Below are 16,639 nucleotides of genomic sequence, written 5' to 3'. Positions count from 1 at the left end.
TTCGCGAAGTTTCCCGGAGAATTTTTTCGGCTCGCCGCCGGGTCACTCCTCGGCCAAGCGGTCCAGCGCCGCCTGGCTCGCCTCGTCGGCGGCGCGGTAGATGATCAGCCGCTGATCCGGGTCCTGCAGCGGCATCAGCGCCTCGTACGCGACCGTGACCCGGCCGACGTCGGGATGTACCAGCGTCTTCTGGCCGCGCCCGTTCACCCGGACGTCCTGCTTGGCCCACAGCGATTCGAATTCCGCGCTGCGGGAACGGAATTCCCGGATGAGGTCGGCGAGTACCTGGTCGTCCGGATGCGCTGCCCAGGCCGCCCGCAGGTCCGCGATGCCCTCGCGTACCGTGCGTTCGCGGTCGGCGAAGAACTCGCGCATCCCCGGATGCAGCAGGCACATCCACATCGAGTTGCGCTGCGAGGGCGGCAGTGTGTCGAAATCCAGGAGCAGACGGCTCATCTCACGATTCCACGTCAGAATGTCGTAGCGGTGGTTCACCACCATCGCGGGCAGCGGAGACAGGTCGGTCACCAGCAGTTTCAGCCCCGGGGCGGCGGTGGTGGCCGGTTTGCCGTCGTCGGGCTGACGCTGCCGGGCCAGGTCGAACAGGTAGGCGCGCTCGTCGGCGCCCAGCCGCAGCGCGCGGGCCAGCGCCTCCAGCACCTCCGCCGAGGGCCGCAGCCCTCGCCCCTGTTCCAGCCGCACGATGTAGTCGGTGCTGACCCCCGCCAACTCCGCGACATCCTCCCGCCGCAACCCGGGCGTCCGCCGGGCCCGCCGCGCGGGCAGCCCCACATCCCGCGGGTCCAGCCGTTCCCGCCGGGCCCGCAGAAACGCGCCCAGCTCCTGTGTCGCATCCACCGTGCCAGTCATCGGGATCGATCCTACGGCCAGCCTGGTTCCGGCGATCCCAGGAAAAGCTTTCCCTTACTGCCCGGCCGCGGCCGTCGCAGACTCGAGGCCGAGCATCGCTACTGACACAGGAGGACAGCATGTCCCTCACCCTCGATACCTACCGGCTGCTGGGACGGTCCGGGCTGCGGGTCTCCCCGCTGGCGCTGGGCACGATGACCTTCGGCGCGGACTGGGGCTGGGGCGCCGACCGCGACGACTCGCGCAAGGTGTTCGATCTCTATCTCGAGCGCGGCGGCAATTTCGTCGACACCGCCAGCATGTACACCAACGGCAGCTCCGAGCGGCTGCTGGGCGAGTTCACCCGCGACAACCGCGAAAGCCTGGTGCTGGCAACCAAATACACCATGCAGCGGCGCCCGGGCGACCCGAATGCCGGTGGTAATCACCGCAAGAGCATGTTCGGCTCGGTGGAAGCCAGCCTGCGGCAGCTGAACACCGACTACATCGATCTGCTGTACCTGCACGCCTGGGATTTCCACACTCCGGTAGACGAAATCCTGCGCGGGCTGGACGATCTGGTCCGCCAGGGCAAGGTGCTCTACGTCGCGATCTCCGACGCGCCCGCGTGGCAGGTGTCGCGGATGCAGGCCATCGCCGAGCTGCGCGGCTGGTCGCCGCTGGTGGCGCTGCAGGTGGAGTACAACCTGATCGAGCGCACCGCGGAACGCGATCTGATCCCGATGGCCCGGGAGATGGGACTGGGCGTGATCCCGTGGTCGCCGCTGGCGAGCGGTGTGCTCACCGGCAAGTACAGCCGGGCCGACCTCGACGCCGAGGGCGTGGGCTCCCCCGAAGGCACCCGCAAGAACGTGGCCCTCGCCCAGAACCAGCTCACCGAACGCGGCCTCGCGATCGCCGAGGTGGTGCGGCAGGTCGCGACCGAACTCGGCCGCACCCCCGCCCAGGTCGCCCTGGCCTGGACCCTGCAGAACCCGGCCGTGACCGCCCCCATCATCGGCGCCCGCACCGCCGCCCAACTCGAGGACAACCTGGGCGCCCTCGACATCGAATTCGATCCCACCCACCTGACCCGCCTGGAAGCGGCCAGCGCCATCACCCTCGGCTTCCCCCACGACATGCTGGCCCGCGACATGACCCGCACCGTCACCACGGGCGGTCTCACCATCGAGCCCCGCCGCTGAGCGGTATGCCCACGCACTCATCCCGGCTGCGTGGGCGTACCTCCCCGCTGCCGCGAAACCGACGACAGCTCCACTGACGGCGAGATGACGGATGCCGCGGACGAGCCTCTGCGAGGGTCAAGCCGCGGTGCGGGTGAGTTCGGTTGCGGCGGTGCGGTAGCGGTCGGCCAGGAGGCGGACTACGGCGGGGTGGACTCCGATGGGGGCGGCTACGCCGTCTGCTCCGCAGTCGTGCAGGCGCTGGTGGAACAGGCCGTGGGCGAGTAGGTAGGAAGCGATGAAGACTCGGCGGGAGCCGGAGTCGCGCAGGGAGGCAACGACTTCGGGGACTCGGGGCTCGCCGGTGGCGATGTGGGCGACTCGCACGGGGGCGTCGAGGTCGTCGGCCAGCAGGCGGGCGGCACGGCGGACGTCGTGGCGGGCTCGGGCGTCGGACGAACCGGCGGCGGCGAACACCACGGCGTCACCGGGGCGCCGGCCGGCGGCGCGCAGCCGCACCCGCATGATGCGGGCGAGGGCGGGGTCCGGGCCCATCGCGGGGGTTACCGCGACGGACGGGTGCCCGCTCTCGGCGACCTCGCGCGGCACGTCCTGGTACACGTGATACCCGGAGGCGAGGAAGGCCGGAACCAGCACGGCGGGAACGGAATTCAGGTCACGCAGCACCTCGGCGGGTGAGGGGCCGAGCACGTCCACGAAGGCCGTGCGCACCACGGGTGGCGACTCGATGCCCGCACCCAGCTCCCGCGACACCGCCGCGGCCAGATCGGCGATCATCTCCACGCCGCGCGAACTCCTGGTGCCGTGCGCGACGAGCACCAGGGCCGGACCGCTCACCAGACCCCCGCCATGGGCGCCGGGCCCTGCGGGCGCAGCGACGGGCCGTAGCCGACCGGCGGGCGCGGGTTGTTGTCGATGCATTCGGCGGGGTCCAGCGCGAGCCGGTAGCCACGCTTCACCACGGTCTGGATGGCCTTCGGCGTGCCCAGACCGGCACGCAGCCGGGCGATGCCCGTCTCCACCGCGTGCGTGTCGTCGCCACCGCCGGGCAGCGCTGCCAGCAGGTCCTCGCGGGAGACCACCCGTCCGGGCTGTCGCGCCAGCGCCCGCATGAGCGCCATGGGCGCGGGGGCCAGCTGCCGCACCTGGCCGTCGACCACCACGCAGCCGCCGCGCACGCTCAGGATGTGTCCCGCGGCGTGAATCCGGTTGGCGCGCCGCGGCAGTTCCTCCGCGACGTGCCGGGCCAGCGCACCCAGTCGCGCCCGGCCGGGCATGGTGGTGGGCACGCCCAGCTCCTCCAGCGGAGCCGCGGTGATCGGCCCGACGCATGCGGGCAGCACCCGGGCGCGGAAGGCGTGCAGCACGGCCTCCAGCAGCCCGGTTTCCTTGGCGCGCATGAGCGTCGAGGCCACCGCCGGGGCGCTGGTGAAGGTGACGCAGTCCAGCGCCGAGGTGACGATGGCCTCGATCATCCGGTCCAGCGGCGTCGGATCCTCCGGCGGAATCCAGCGATACACCGGCACCGGCACCACATCGGCTCCGGCGCAACGCAATACCTCGCAGAAGTCGGGGACCGGCTCCCACTCGGTGGTCGCACCGTGCAACTGCACCGCGATCCGCGTGCCCTCCACGCCCTCGGCGAGCAGGTGGTCGAGCACCTCCGCCGACGACTCCGAGGCCGGCGACCACTCCTCGCGCAGTTCGGCGGCCCGGATGGCGCCCTTGGCCTTCGGGCCGCGAGCCAGCAGGCGGGTGGAGCCCAGCGTCGTGCGCAGATCTTCGGCCAGGCCCCACCCTTCCGCGGCCTCCATCCAGCCGCGGAACCCGATACCGGTGGTGGCGACGGTGACCTGCGGCGGATCCTCGACCAGCTGCCTGGTCACCCGTTCCAGCTCGTTGTCGTCGGCCAGCGGAATGATCCGGATCGCGGGGGCGGCCATGATGTTCGCCCCGCGCCGAGTCAGCAGGGTGGCCAGTTCGTCGGCGCGCCGCGCGGCGGTGACGCCGATGGTGAAGCCGTCCAGGCAGGCGGCGTTCGAATTCGGAACCGCGACGCTCATGGCGTGTCCCCGGTACAGTCCACCGGCTCGTCGGAAACCTCCACGACACCGTCGACCACGCGCACGGCATACACCGGCAGGCCCGTCGAGTCGTCGTCCAGGCAGTGCCCGTCGAGCAGCGAGAACGCCTGCTTGAGCAGCGGCGACGCCACCACGGGCACACCGCCTCGATCACCGACTATGCCGCGCGACATCACCGCGGCGCGGCCGAACGGGTCGATATTGCCGACGGCGTACAGGCTGCCGTCGGGCAGCAGGAACAGCGCGGCCTGCCGGCCGCCTCTCAGCAACACCGCCACGCCGCGGCCGGGAATCAAATAGTCGAGGCGGCAGGCCGAGGTCCACCCTGCGGTGGTCACCTGAGCAATACCGGGTGTGTCGATCACGGTCATCGGTAACTCTCCTCCGAACGCCCTACCTATTGGTACCGGCATCCTGTTTCCAGGCGATTACGCGCCTATTTCCCGTGCGTGGCGCTCGCGGCGGGGCGGCCGACCGGCACCTCGGGCATACCCAGCAGAACCGGCACCTTGCGCTCACCGCTGTCGTCGAAGCCGATGGTCGGGTCGCTCTGATCCGGCGCGTTGACGAAGGACACGAACCGCGACAGCTTCTCCGGGTCCTCCAGCACCGCCGACCACTCGTCCTTGTACCCGGCGACGTGCTGGGCCATGGCGGCCTCCAATTCGTCGGCGATGCCGAGCGAGTCCTCGCACACGACCTGCTTGACGTGCTCGATGCCACCCTCCAGCGACTCCTGCCAGGGCGCGGTGCGCTGCAGCCGGTCGGCGGTGCGGATGTAGAACATCAGGTAGCGGTCGATGTATTTGATCAGCGTCTCGTCGTCGAGGTCGCCGGCCAGCAGCACCGCGTGCTTGGGCGTGAGCCCGCCGTTGCCGCCGACGTACAGGTTCCACCCGTTCTCGGTGGCGATGACGCCGACGTCCTTGCCGCGCGCCTCGGCGCATTCGCGGGCACACCCGGACACGGCCAGCTTCAGCTTGTGCGGCGACCGCAGCCCGCGGTACCGCTTCTCCAGCAGCACCGCCATGCCGACCGAGTCCTGCTGCCCGTAGCGGCACCAGGTGGACCCGACGCAGCTCTTCACGGTGCGCAGCGACTTGCCGTAGGCGTGCCCGGATTCCATGCCGACATCGACCAGGCGCTGCCAGATCTTCGGCAGCTGCTCGACCCGCGCGCCGAACAGGTCGATGCGCTGGCCGCCGGTGACCTTCACGTAGAGGCCGAAATCCTTTGCGATCTGCCCGATTTCGATCAGCTGCTCGGGCGTGCACTCGCCGCCGGGCATCCGCGGCACCACCGAATAGGTGCCGTTCTTCTGCAGATTCGCCAGGAAGTGGTCGTTGGTGTCCTGCAGCGCGGCCTGTTCGCCCTCGAGGATGTGGTCGCTCGAGGTGGAGGCGAGGATCGAGGCGACGGTCGGCTTGCAGATGTCGCAGCCGGTTCCCCTGCCGTGCTTGGTGATCAGCTCGGAGAAGGTACGGATGCCGGTGACCTGGACGATCTGGAACAGCTCCGCGCGCGACTGCTCGAAGTGCTCGCACAGCGCCTTGGACATCTCCACGCCCGACTGCTCCAGCAGCTTCTTGAGCATGGGAACGCAACCGCCGCAGGAGGTTCCGGCCGAGGTGCAGCTCTTGATGCCGGGGATGTCGCAGGCCCCGTCCGCGATGGCGCCGCAGATGGCGCCCTTGGACACGTTGTTGCAGGAGCAGATCTGCGCCTCGTCGGGCAGCGCGTCGGCGCCCAGTTCGGCACCGGCGGGCGAGATCAGGGCCGCGGGCTCGGCGGGCAGTTCGCTGCCGACCAGCGGGCGCAGCGCCGCGTACTGCGACGCGTCACCGACCAGGATGCCGCCGAGCAGGGTCTTGGCGTCGTCGGAGAGAACGAGTTTGGCGTAGGTGCCCTTGGCCGCGTCGTGCAGCACGACCGACAGCGCCCCTTCGGTGACGCCGTGCGCGTCGCCGAAGCTGGCCACGTCCACACCCAGCAGCTTCAGCTTGGTGGACAGATCCGCGCCGGGGAATTCCCCTGCGCCGCCGAGCAACCGGTCCGCCACGATCTCCGCGGTGGTGTAGCCGGGAGCGACCAGGCCGTAGCAGGTGCCCTCCACGGCCGCCACCTCACCGACGGCGTAGATGTTGGGGTCGGAACTGCGCAGCCCGAGGTCGGTGACCACACCACCGCGCGGCCCGACCTCCAGTCCGGCGTCGCGGGCGATCTGGTCGCGCGGGCGCACACCGGCGGAGAACACCACCAGCGACGCGTCGATGGTGGACTCGTCCGACAGCGTGACCCGCAGTCCCGCACCGTCTTCCGCGGGCTCGATGGCCGAGGTGCCGACGCCGGTGTGCACGTGCAGGCCCAGATCGGTGACCAGTCGCTCCAGGATCGCGCCGCCGCCCTCGTCGACCTGCACCGGCATCAGCCGCGGCGCGAACTCGACCACGTGCGGAGTAATGCCCATGAGCCGCAACGCGTTCGCGGCCTCCAGTCCGAGCAGGCCGCCGCCGACCACCACGCCGACCGCGCCCGGCCCCGCCGCGTCGGCCGCCGCCCGGATGCCGTCGAGGTCCTCGATAGTGCGGTAGACGAAGCACTCCGGCCGGTCGTGGCCGGGCACCGGCGGCACGAACGCGTACGAGCCGGTCGCGAGAACCAGTGCGTCGTAACCGATCACGTCACCGGTGGACGTGGTGACCTTGCGGGCGCCGCGGTCCACGTTCTCCGCGGCGACACCGAGCCGCAGATCCACCAGCGCGTCACCGGCGTACTCGTTGCCGGGCAGCGCCAGCGCGTCCGCGTCCCAGGCGCCGACATAGGACGACAGGCCGACGCGGTCGTACGCCGGGCGCGGTTCCTCGCTGAGGATCACGACCTGCCAGCGGCCGTCGGTGTCGCGCGAGCGCAGGGCCTCGACGAAGCGGTGGCCGACCATGCCGTGACCGACGACCACCACGGTCTTGCGCTGCGCGGGTTCCACAGTGGGGTTCATCTCTGTCCTCCGAATGGTTCTGGTCAGGCTCTGGGCCGACGGTTGGCGGACGGGGAATCGAGTTCGGCCTCGAGGACGAACGCCTCGGCCTCCACCACGACATCGGGCTCGGGCCGCCGCCGCGCGCTCGGGCGGCGCAGGAACACCGCCCAGCACACCGCGGCGCACACCAGGTAGAACGCCATGAACACCCAGAACGCGGTGGTGGCGGACTTGGTGGAGGCGTAGGAGGAGCGCAGCACCAGGTTGATGCCGACGCCGCCGATCGCGCCGATCGCGCCGACGAAACCGATCAGCGCCCCCGAGGTGTTCTGCGACCAGGCCGCCCGGGTGGCCGAATCCACCCGCAGGCTACGGGATTTGGCGTCGAACACCGACGGGATGATCTTGGTGACCGCGCCGTTGCCGATGCCCGACACCACGAACAGGGCGATGAAGCCGATCACCATCGCGGCCATCACCGCGCCGGTGGGCACGTGGTTGTTGCCGTCGGCGACCGCGCTGGCCACGGCGACCGCGATGGTCGCGAGCGTCATGGCGCCGAAGCTGTACAGCGTGACCCGGCTGCCGCCGAACCGGTCGGCCCACTTGCCGCCGTAGGGCCGGGCGATTGAGCCGAGCAGCGGGCCGATGAACGCGATCTGCGCGGCGTGCAGCGCCGCCTCGGCGGGCTTGCCGCCCCCGGCGACGAAGCTGACCTGCAGCACCTGCCCGAACGCGAAGCTGTATCCGATGAACGAGCCGAACGTGCCGATGTAGAGGAACGCGATCGCCCACGACTGCGGCACCTTCAGGGCCGTGATCATGTAGGAGTAGTCGGCCTTCTGGTTGCGCACGTTGTCCATGTAGAGCGCCGCGCCGGTGGCCGCGGTCACGACCAGCACCAGATACACCAGGCACACGATCGAGGCGTGCCCGTAGGCGCTGCCCAGGGTGGCGATGACGGCCAGGCCGATCAGCTGGATCACCGGGACGCCGACATTGCCGCCGCCCGCGTTGAGGCCCAGCGCCCAGCCCTTGAGCCGCTGCGGGTAGAAGACGTTGATGTTGGCCATCGAGGAGGCGAAGTTGCCGCCGCCCAGACCCGCGAACGCCGCCACGATCAGGAACGTCGTGTACGAGGTGCCCGGCTGGTTGACGAAGTACAGCGTCAGCAGCACCGGCACCAGCAGGGCCAGCGCGGAGAAGATGGTCCAGTTCCGGCCGCCGAACTTGGCCGTGGCCACCGTGTAGGGAATCCGCAGCACGCCGCCGACCAGCGTCGGGACCGCGCCGAGGAAGAATTTGCCCGCGGTGTCGATGTGGAAGACGTCGGCGGGCATGAACAGCACCATCACCGACCAGATCGACCACACCGAGAACCCGATGTGCTCGGCGAAGACCGACCAGATCAGGTTGCGGCGGGCGACGTTCTTGCCGCCCGCCTCCCAAGCGTCGACATCCTCGGCATCCCAATGCTCGATATCGTGACTGCGCGTCAGCGTGCTCACCAAGGCCTCCTGAATTCCGGGATGGCCCCAAGGTAGGAAACGGGTATTGCGCCGATGCTGCGCGAAATGACCGCCAAATCAACGGTTGCTCACGATTATCGGGCGGCGCCCGTGAGAACCCGCCTTATGTTTCGTCCGTGTGACACAACGGTTTCAGCGCGTCAAGAAGCGCCCACCGGACGAAGACCGGTCGGTGAGATCAACGGCGGCAAGTGTTTTGGGCCACACCCGCTTGCCGATGGCCAACATCTTGGCCCACACCTCACCGGTCGGCAAGTCCTACGGTGAATTCGTCACCAGGTGTCTTCCAGCATCCGCGGCTTGCACGCCTGCCACGCCCCGGCGAGCAGCACCAGCACCGCCACCGACAGCAGCGCGAACGGCGCGCCCCAGCCGCCGGTCAGGTCGTGCAGCACGCCGAACAGCAACGGACCCACGCACGCCACCGTGTAACCGACGCCCTGGGTGAACCCCGACAGCGCGGCCGAACCGGCCTGGGTGCGGGTGCGCAGGTTGATCAGGGTCAGCGCCATGGGGAAGGTGCTCGGGCCCAGCCCCAGCAGCACCACCCACAGCCAGGGCGCCGCCATCGGCGCCGTCAGCAGCCCGCCGAACGCCACGAAAAAGCAAACGGCACAACCGATCACGATCGGGAACGGGTTGCGCACGCGCGCGGTCACACTCGGCGCGGTGAGCGCGGCGACCAGGCCCATCATCGAGAAGACGCCGACCATGGTGCCGCCGAAGGCCGCGGACGCACCGGCGTCGGAGAAGATCTTGGGCAGCCAGGTGAACATGGCATAGGTGCTCAGCGAGGTCATGCCGAACATCCCGGCCATCCCCCACGCCACCGGCGAACGCCACACCTTGCCGGGAGCGCGTTGGGCGCCACCCGGAAGCGCCGTGCGATCGGCCCGATCGTGCCCGCGCCGCCCGCGCAGCACTCCCAGCCACGGCAGCGCGGCCGCGAATCCCAGCAGCGACCACAGTCCCAGCGACGCCCGCCAGCCCGCGGCGTCGGCCACCGGCACCGCGATCAGCGCGGGCACCACCGTGCCCAGCTGCACCATGGTGATGTACAGCGAACTCAACACCGCCAGATGGTCGGCGAAATACCGCTTGACCAGCGGCGGAATCACCACGTTGCCGATGCCCATCCCGGCCAGCGCCAGCGCCGAGAGCGCCAGCAGCTCCCAGGTGTCGGGCACGATCGCGCGGGTCAGCTGGCCGGCACCGGCCATCAGCATCGCCACGAGCGCGGTGCGCTCGAGGCCGAGGCGGCGCACGAAGACCGGCGTCAGCACCCCGGCGAAGGCGAACATGGCGGTGGGGATCATGCCGAATACGCCGACGACGGCCGTCGAGTAGCCGATGTCGTCGCCGATGCGCTCGGCCAGCGGGGTGAAGGCGGTGACCGCGAGGCGCAGTGTGAACGCCGACATGAGGATGGCGGCGAGCACGAGCAGCCGCCCCTCGATCAGCGAGCGGCGGCGGACCTCGGTGGTGGTGTGCTCAACGGTTACCGTCACGGAAAAATCATAGGATGATTGGATGATCGGACGCAAAGATTGTGAGCAGGGGTACTCTGTTCAGCGTGCAGCCCGTCCGACGCACCAGTCTCATCGCTCAGGTCACCGAGCAGCTGCGTGCCGAAATCCGTTCCGGCCGTTGGCCCGTCGGCTCCCGCATTCCCACCGAGCCGGAGCTGACCGAACTCACCGGCACCGGGCGCAACACCGTTCGGGAGGCCGTGCAGGCCCTCGTGCACGCCGGCATGCTGGAGCGCCGTCAAGGGTCCGGCACCTACGTGATCGCCACGTCCGATCTCGGTGGCGCCCTTGGCAAGTACTTCGCCGACGCCGTCGAGCGCGACGTCCTGGAACTCCGCCAGGCCCTCGACACCCAGGCCGCCCGGCTGGCGGCGCAGCGCCGCGACGACACCGACATCGCCACTCTGCTGCGATTGCTGGAAGAGCGCCGACAGGCGTGGGACGAACAGAATCCGGCCGCCATCGAGGCCGACGTGGAACTGCACCGGGCCATCGTGGTGGCCAGCCACAACGCGGTGTATCTGGAGTTCTACGATTCCCTGCTCCCGGTGATCGAGGACGGGATCCGCAGTCGCACAGCCAAATCCGGCGACTCGTTCCACACCGAGCACGCCGATCTGGTGCACGCCGTGATCGACGGCGATCCCGAGCGGGCGGCGCGGGCGGCCAACTGCTTCCTCGGCTCGCTGATCGCCGAGTATCCGGACAAGTAAACGAGTCGTCACCGCGCGGCCCGCGCCCGGGTGAGCGTGAATTGCCCGGCCCGTCATCTCGCGCGACGTGTGTGTAACGCCACATTCGTACGGTGGACGCGACCGCCGAGAGCACCGGGCGCGGACGTGTATCGGTGACACCGTGATGAGGGCGGCGGTCATCCCCTTCGTGAGAGGAAGCGCCGATGACCACCACCGACGCCGCGGTACGCACCGGTCCGGACCCCGCCACCTTCCAGCATCAGACCCGCGGGCGGTGGCTGGACCACTGGGAACCGGACAACGAAAGCTTCTGGGAGAGCGGCGGAAAGCGGACCGCGCGCAAGAATCTGCTCTTCTCGGTCTTCGCCGAGAACCTCGGCTTCAGCATCTGGGTGCTGTGGGCGAGCGTGGTCACCGCGATGGGACCGGCCGGCTTCGACTTCCTGGCCGGGCTCGGCAAGGGCGATCCGGTCGCGGTGGGCAATTCGCTCCTGCTGACCTCCACCCCCACGCTGGTCGGCGCCGCGCTGCGGATTCCCTACACCTTCGCCATCCCGCGCTTCGGCGGCCGCGCGTTCACCGTGTTCAGCGCCGGGATGCTGCTGCTGCCGACGCTGGGCCTGGCGTGGTTCGTCAATCAGCCGGGCACGCCGTTCTGGGTGTTCATGCTGCTGGCCGCGCTCGCCGGAGTGGGCGGCGGCAACTTCTCGTCGTCGATGGCCAATATCAACTTCTTCTTCCCGGAGGGCAAGAAGGGCGCGGCCCTGGGCATCAACGCCGCGGGCGGCAATCTCGGCGTCGCGCAGACTCAGCTGTTCGTGCCGCTGATCATCACCTTCGGCACCCACCTGATGGCCGAGGACGCGGGCGGTTACCGCTTCGGCATCACCCTCGCCACCCTGATGTGGATTCCGTTCATCCTGGTCGCGATGGCCGGGGCGCTGCGCCACATGGACTCCATCACCGGGGCCAAGGCCGACGGCCGGTCGTACCGGCTGGCCCTGACCAACCCGCACACCTGGGTGATGGCGGTGCTCTACATCGGCACCTTCGGCTCGTTCATCGGCTTCTCCTTCGCGTTCCCGACGCTGCTCAAGGCCAACTTCCCCGACCTGGCCAAGATCGGCTGGATGAGCACGATCGGCAACCTGGCCTTCCTCGGGGCGCTGGTCGGTTCGATGAGCCGGCCCTTCGGCGGCTGGATCTCCGACAAGCTGACCGGGGGCCGGATCACGCTGTACGTGTTCGCCGGAATGGCGGTGTCGACGGTCTTGATCATGGCCGCGCTGTCGGCGAAAAGCTTTCCGCTGTACCTGATCTCGTTCCTGCTGCTGTTCGTGCTCAGCGGGATCGGCAACGGGTCCACCTACCGGATGATTCCGTCGATCTTCATCGCCGAATCCAAGCGGCGCGCCAGCGAGGCGGGCGAGGACACCGCGACGGCGCTGATCTCGGCGAAGCGGCAGGCGGGCGCGGCGATCGGCGTGATCGGCGCGGTGGGCGCCTCCGGCGGCTGGTTGCTGCAGCAGGCACTGCGCTTGTCCAACAACCACTTCGGCAGCATGTCGCCGGCCTTCTGGGCCTACGCGGTGGCCTTCCTCGCGATGGCCGGGCTGACCTGGTGGTGCTATCTCCGGTCGTCGTTCGCGCTGCGCCGGGCACCGTCACTGGCCTACGCCCGGGTGTAACACTTCGGGGGCCAGGACAGATGATCAAATGCGCGGGTATCGCTCTGTGCCACCGACCGATCCGGTCCTGACCAAGCCGGATCTCCAGGGCACGGTCGCCGTCGTCCCCCCTGCCGTCGGCGTCCGTGCCCGCCCGCTCGCGCGACAAGCGAGGCGGCCCGCGGCCGAGTCGTCTCGTTCCGGCTATGTCTCGCGCTGTGCGCCAAGGGTTTCCGCTCAGAGCAGCATGCGCGTCATATCGGCCGTGCGGGCGAGTCCGGGGAAGGCTTCCGGAGTGGAGCGCGGATGTAGCGCATGGACCGCGAGCCGGAACATGACCGCGCGCAACACCATTTGCGGCCACTCGGGCAGATCCGACCAGCGTTCCATCAGTCCGTCGTCGGCCCCGCCCCAAGACAGCGCGTCCACCACGATCACTCCCGCCGCCCACGGTGCGGGCCGCCAGTAGGGGGTGAGATCGGTGAGACCCGGCGTGAAGGTCCCGGCGAACAGCACGGTTCCGAACAGATCGCCGTGCACCAGCTGGGCCGGGGTGTGCACGGGCTTGCGCAGGGTGGCCAGCTGGGTCAGCAGCTCCAGACTCCGCCGGCCGTCGGGCGAGGTGGACGGCAGCATGCCGCCCACCTTCAGGCTCCGCAGCGGCACCGGTTCCCAGGCGGCGCGGTCGGCGGCGACGAACACGTCGACATCGACCCACGGCGCGATGGGCTGCTGGATCAGGAACCGCGGCCGCTCCAGCTTCGCCGTGGCCTGGTGCAACCGCAGCGACACCGAGACCACCTCGTCGTGCCGTGGCTCGGGGGTGCCCTCCAGGAACGTGTCCGCGCGCCAGCCCGCCACGACGTAGCGGCCATCGGTGCCGCGCACCGGCCGCGCCACGCGCAGGCCGTCGACCTGCAGCGTCTCACGGACCTTGGCCGACCAGGCGGCCCGGGCATGATCCGCCACCGGGGACAGCACCACGTCGCCGCAGCGCCATCCGCCGTCCCAGTCGCCGAGCGCGACCGGCGTCACCTCGCGAAGACCGAACGTGGCCCGAACATGCTCGGGAGGTTCCACAGAAGTCACGGCCGTACCGTACTCCCGGACCAATGTCCACCCAGGAAGCCGCGCCGAGGTAGCGATCAGCACGAGCTAACCTGCCTCTCCGCGTTGCCAACCCGCCTCTTCGCGTGTCAGGCCGCACGGACAGGTGCCGCGGGACTTCGTAATAGGTCCTGCGCAATTGCCCGGTTACCGCTCGGCCGCACCGGCGAGTTGCCGTCCACATCCGAATTCCGTTGGTAGCAGGGCAAATATACGCGATATCGACCTTCCGTACCGGCCGGTTCCCGAGCGCGGGAAACGGGGCCGAGCGCACCTCGCGCCCCGTCCGGGCACAAGGTGCGGATAGCCCGGTCAGTAGACGGGCAGCGAGGGATCGACCTGGTTGGCCCAGGCGATGATGCCGCCCTGCAGGTGCACCGCGTCGGAGAAGCCCGCGTTCTTCAGCGCCGCCAGCGCCTCCGCCGAACGGATGCCCGTCTTGCAATGCAGCACGATCGGGCGGTTCTGCGGCAGCTCGGCCAGCGCCTCGCCGGACAGGATGCGGTCCTTGGGAATCAGCGTCGCGCCATCGATGCGCACGATGTCCCACTCCACCGGCTCCCGGACGTCCACGATCGCGACGTCCTTGCCCGTGTCGAGCATGTCCTTCAGCTCGCGTGCGGTGACGGTCGACCCCGCTGCGGCGGCCTGGCCCTCCTCCGACACGACGCCGCAGAAGGCGTCGTAGTCGATCAGCTCGGTGATGGGCTGCCGTTGCGGGTCGCGGCGCAGCTTGATCGTGCGGTAGTTCATGTCGAGTGCGTCGTAGACCATCAGGCGGCCCAGCAGCGTCTCGCCGATCCCGGTGATCAGTTTGATCGCCTCGGTGACCATGATCGAACCGATCGACGCGCACAGCACGCCCAGCACGCCGCCCTCGGCGCAGGAGGGAACCATGCCCGGCGGCGGCGCCTCCGGGTACAGGTCGCGGTAGTTGATGCCGCGCTTCTCACCGTCCGGGCCGTCCGGGGCGTCCTCCCAGAACACCGACACCTGGCCCTCGAACCGGTAGATCGAACCCCACACGTACGGCTTGCCCGCCAGCACCGCCGCGTCGTTGACCAGATAGCGGGTCGCGAAGTTGTCGGTGCCGTCGACGATGAGGTCGTATTCGGAGAACAGCTCCACCGCGTTCTCCGGCTCCAGCCGAATCTTGTGCAGCCGCACGTCGATTCCGGAATTGATCTCCAGAATCGAATCCCGTGCGCTGTCGGCCTTGCTGCGGCCGATGTCGGATTCGCCGTGAATGATCTGCCGCTGCAGATTCGACGCGTCCACCTCGTCGAACTCCACGATGCCCAGCGTGCCCACGCCGGCCGCGGCCAGATACAGCAGCGCGGGCGAACCCAGGCCGCCCGCGCCGATCACGAGCACCTTGGCGTTCTTCAGTCGTTTCTGACCATCCACGCCCAGATCCGGAATGATCAGGTGACGGCTGTAGCGGGCGACCTCATCCTTGGTCAGCTCCGCGGCCGGCTCGACCAACGGCGGCAGGGATTGTGGTGATGACACGTCCTGGACTCCTCGAATCGAATTCGCCGATTACACCCGTGCAACACCGCGAATCGGGCCGTTCTTCCCCGTCCATCGTGCCGTACCGGCCACGTCCTCAGCCGCGCGGGTACGGCCAGGGGTTGAACCGGCATTTCTTGCCGTCCATCGGCACCACACCCTGCGGATCGAGCGCGGCGATGTCGTTGTTGCGGGTGCCGAAGGTCTGCTGCATCATCACCGGCGCCAGCCCGCCGTCGGTCTCGCACGGCTGATGCTCGTGGTAGCCGATGGCGTGGCCGACCTCGTGATTGATCTGGTATTGCCGGTACGAGCCGATATCGCCCTCGAAGGCCGGCGCCCCCCGCACCCAGCGCACTTCCGAGAGCACCACGCGGCCGACATCGGCGTTGTAGCAGGAGGAGTCGATGGGAATCTCGAAGCCGCACATGGTCTTCGTGGTCTGGCGGGAGGTGAGCGAGATCCGGAAGTCGGGGTTGCCGGAGTCGACGCGGCGGAAGCCGAACGTGGGATCGTGGGTCCAGCTCTTGGGGTTGGCGAGCGTCGCCTCGATCATTTTCGCGACCGCCTCGTCGCCGCCCAGCGCGGCGGTGTCCACGCCGTCCTCGATCTCGACGGTGTAGCTGAACAGGTGCCCCTGCGCCGCCCCGACCTGCGCCGAGGTGCCGCGCACGAGATGCCAGCCGCCCGTGCCGGTCTCGGCGAACGAGCCGCCGTCGGGCAGTGCGCCCGACGGCAGTTCGGCGGAGAACTTGCCGTCGCCGCGAGGCGGTGCGCCGATGATCCCGGCCTTCTCGCTGTGCTGGCTCAACCGGCCCAGCCCGGGGACGCCGCCACTCGCCGGATCTCCAGCCCCCTTGACCGCGTCCACGAGCACCAGCACGGTGATCACGACCAGCACCGGAAGCGCGTAGGCGCGCCAGCCGTAGGCGGAGGCGAACCGGCGAAACGCGCCGCGCTTCCCGGTGCCGCGGCGATCGCGCAGGCCCTCGACGGACGGATTCCAGGTGGCTCGCAGCGGCTGATCGAACCGATCGCCGTCGGGCGAGAAGCGCTCCGGGAGATGGTCGCCGCCGTCCTCGCGCGTGCCGTCGGCGCTGGTGTAGCGGCCGAGTAGGTTGTAGGCGCCGGTTTCCGGCTCGGCTCCGCGGCCCGCGGCATACCCGCCGTTACGCGAAGCGGGGGCGGACACGAGGGGGCTCGGATCCCGCCCACCGGTCGGTCTGCCCCGTTCGTCGGTCACCGCACCAGAGTCTCACAACCGCTGCGGCCGCACGGACCAACCGAGTTTCGGCCGACCGGGGTTGCGATATTTCTCACGACTGTGCGAGATTGCTCTGGACCACCATTTACTGGCAGGTTGCCAATAGGTGCCGGGGGGCGCCGTGTACGAAGCGCCCATCGATAGGGCGCGCTTCGCGTATGGTGCACCGAGCATCAGCGAGGTGAGCCAGGTGCGGGTATCGTTCGTGGGATACCCGTGCA

13 protein-coding genes are annotated in these 16,639 nt (G+C 69.4%); 3 read left to right on the top strand and 10 right to left on the bottom strand.

All coding sequences use genetic code 11. The features are described from left to right. Nucleotides 1-42: 42 nt before the first annotated feature. Nucleotides 43-870: a helix-turn-helix transcriptional regulator gene (locus NWFMUON74_RS07010; RefSeq protein ID WP_187687144.1), complete on the bottom strand. Its 828-nt coding sequence runs from the start codon at nucleotides 868-870 to the stop codon at nucleotides 43-45. Nucleotides 871-989: 119 nt separating this feature from the next. Here NWFMUON74_RS07010 and NWFMUON74_RS07005 point away from each other — a divergent pair, with 119 nt between their 5' ends. Then, nucleotides 990-2,054, top strand: a complete 1,065-nt coding sequence (locus tag NWFMUON74_RS07005) for an aldo/keto reductase (protein ID WP_187687143.1) — start codon at nucleotides 990-992, stop codon at nucleotides 2,052-2,054. Nucleotides 2,055-2,171: 117 nt separating this feature from the next. Here the strand turns inward: NWFMUON74_RS07005 and NWFMUON74_RS07000 are convergent, their stop codons facing one another. From NWFMUON74_RS07000 to NWFMUON74_RS06975, 6 genes are all read right to left on the bottom strand, one after another. Then, nucleotides 2,172-2,891, bottom strand: a complete 720-nt coding sequence (locus tag NWFMUON74_RS07000; protein WP_187687142.1) for a sirohydrochlorin chelatase — start codon at nucleotides 2,889-2,891, stop codon at nucleotides 2,172-2,174. Beyond that, nucleotides 2,888-4,117, bottom strand: a complete 1,230-nt coding sequence (locus NWFMUON74_RS06995; RefSeq protein WP_187687141.1) for a uroporphyrinogen-III synthase — start codon at nucleotides 4,115-4,117, stop codon at nucleotides 2,888-2,890. Before NWFMUON74_RS06995 ends, NWFMUON74_RS07000 begins: the two co-directional genes overlap by 4 nt. Then, nucleotides 4,114-4,509 (bottom strand): nitrite reductase small subunit NirD, encoded by a 396-nt coding sequence (nirD, locus tag NWFMUON74_RS06990; protein WP_187687140.1) that lies wholly within the window; start codon nucleotides 4,507-4,509, stop codon nucleotides 4,114-4,116. The genes NWFMUON74_RS06995 and nirD overlap by 4 nt, the downstream gene beginning before the upstream one ends. A 65-nt stretch (nucleotides 4,510-4,574) precedes the next feature. Then, nucleotides 4,575-7,133, bottom strand: coding sequence for a nitrite reductase large subunit NirB (gene nirB / locus NWFMUON74_RS06985; RefSeq protein ID WP_187687139.1), 2,559 nt, complete (start codon nucleotides 7,131-7,133; stop codon nucleotides 4,575-4,577). Between the two features lie 23 nt (nucleotides 7,134-7,156). Beyond that, complete coding sequence (locus NWFMUON74_RS06980; protein WP_187687138.1) at nucleotides 7,157-8,623, bottom strand: MFS transporter; 1,467 nt, start codon at nucleotides 8,621-8,623, stop codon at nucleotides 7,157-7,159. A gap of 293 nt (nucleotides 8,624-8,916) precedes the next feature. Then, nucleotides 8,917-10,152, bottom strand: a complete 1,236-nt coding sequence (locus NWFMUON74_RS06975; RefSeq protein ID WP_280393292.1) for a CynX/NimT family MFS transporter — start codon at nucleotides 10,150-10,152, stop codon at nucleotides 8,917-8,919. 65 nt (nucleotides 10,153-10,217) lie between these two features. On the opposite strand from NWFMUON74_RS06975, the gene NWFMUON74_RS06970 reads away from it, so the two are divergent. Together NWFMUON74_RS06970 and NWFMUON74_RS06965 are read left to right on the top strand one after the other, a co-directional pair. Beyond that, nucleotides 10,218-10,886 (top strand): FadR/GntR family transcriptional regulator, encoded by a 669-nt coding sequence (locus NWFMUON74_RS06970; protein WP_187687137.1) that lies wholly within the window; start codon nucleotides 10,218-10,220, stop codon nucleotides 10,884-10,886. A gap of 185 nt (nucleotides 10,887-11,071) precedes the next feature. Further along, entirely contained in the window at nucleotides 11,072-12,556 is a 1,485-nt protein-coding gene (locus NWFMUON74_RS06965) for an MFS transporter (RefSeq protein ID WP_187687136.1), read from the top strand. 216 nt (nucleotides 12,557-12,772) lie between these two features. On the opposite strand, the gene NWFMUON74_RS06960 is transcribed toward NWFMUON74_RS06965, so the two are convergent. The 3 genes from NWFMUON74_RS06960 to NWFMUON74_RS06950 form a co-directional block, all read right to left on the bottom strand. Beyond that, nucleotides 12,773-13,624, bottom strand: a complete 852-nt coding sequence (locus tag NWFMUON74_RS06960; RefSeq protein ID WP_187687135.1) for a TIGR02569 family protein — start codon at nucleotides 13,622-13,624, stop codon at nucleotides 12,773-12,775. A gap of 330 nt (nucleotides 13,625-13,954) precedes the next feature. Next, on the bottom strand, nucleotides 13,955-15,154 hold the full coding sequence (gene moeZ / locus NWFMUON74_RS06955; protein WP_187687134.1) for an adenylyltransferase/sulfurtransferase MoeZ: 1,200 nt from the start codon (nucleotides 15,152-15,154) through the stop codon (nucleotides 13,955-13,957). 97 nt (nucleotides 15,155-15,251) lie between these two features. Then, nucleotides 15,252-16,397 (bottom strand): DUF3152 domain-containing protein, encoded by a 1,146-nt coding sequence (locus NWFMUON74_RS06950; protein ID WP_232110886.1) that lies wholly within the window; start codon nucleotides 16,395-16,397, stop codon nucleotides 15,252-15,254. Nucleotides 16,398-16,639 lie beyond the last annotated feature (242 nt).

Source organism: Nocardia wallacei (genome assembly GCF_014466955.1).
GTDB classification, from domain to species: Bacteria; Actinomycetota; Actinomycetes; order Mycobacteriales; family Mycobacteriaceae; genus Nocardia; species Nocardia wallacei.
The sequence above is the reverse complement of the archived record's forward strand: the minus strand, read 5'-3'. Positions and strand labels throughout refer to the sequence as shown.

Excerpts from the sequence above, each read along its gene's own strand:
- NWFMUON74_RS07010 (WP_187687144.1), bottom strand. The coding sequence starts at position 870 with ATGACTGGCACGGTGGATGCGACACAGGAGCTGGGCGCGTTTCTGCGG.
- nirD (WP_187687140.1), bottom strand. The coding sequence starts at position 4,509 with ATGACCGTGATCGACACACCCGGTATTGCTCAGGTGACCACCGCAGGG.
- NWFMUON74_RS07005 (WP_187687143.1), top strand. The coding sequence starts at position 990 with ATGTCCCTCACCCTCGATACCTACCGGCTGCTGGGACGGTCCGGGCTG.
- NWFMUON74_RS06965 (WP_187687136.1), top strand. The coding sequence starts at position 11,072 with ATGACCACCACCGACGCCGCGGTACGCACCGGTCCGGACCCCGCCACC.
- nirB (WP_187687139.1), bottom strand. The coding sequence starts at position 7,133 with ATGAACCCCACTGTGGAACCCGCGCAGCGCAAGACCGTGGTGGTCGTC.
- NWFMUON74_RS06995 (WP_187687141.1), bottom strand. The coding sequence starts at position 4,117 with ATGAGCGTCGCGGTTCCGAATTCGAACGCCGCCTGCCTGGACGGCTTC.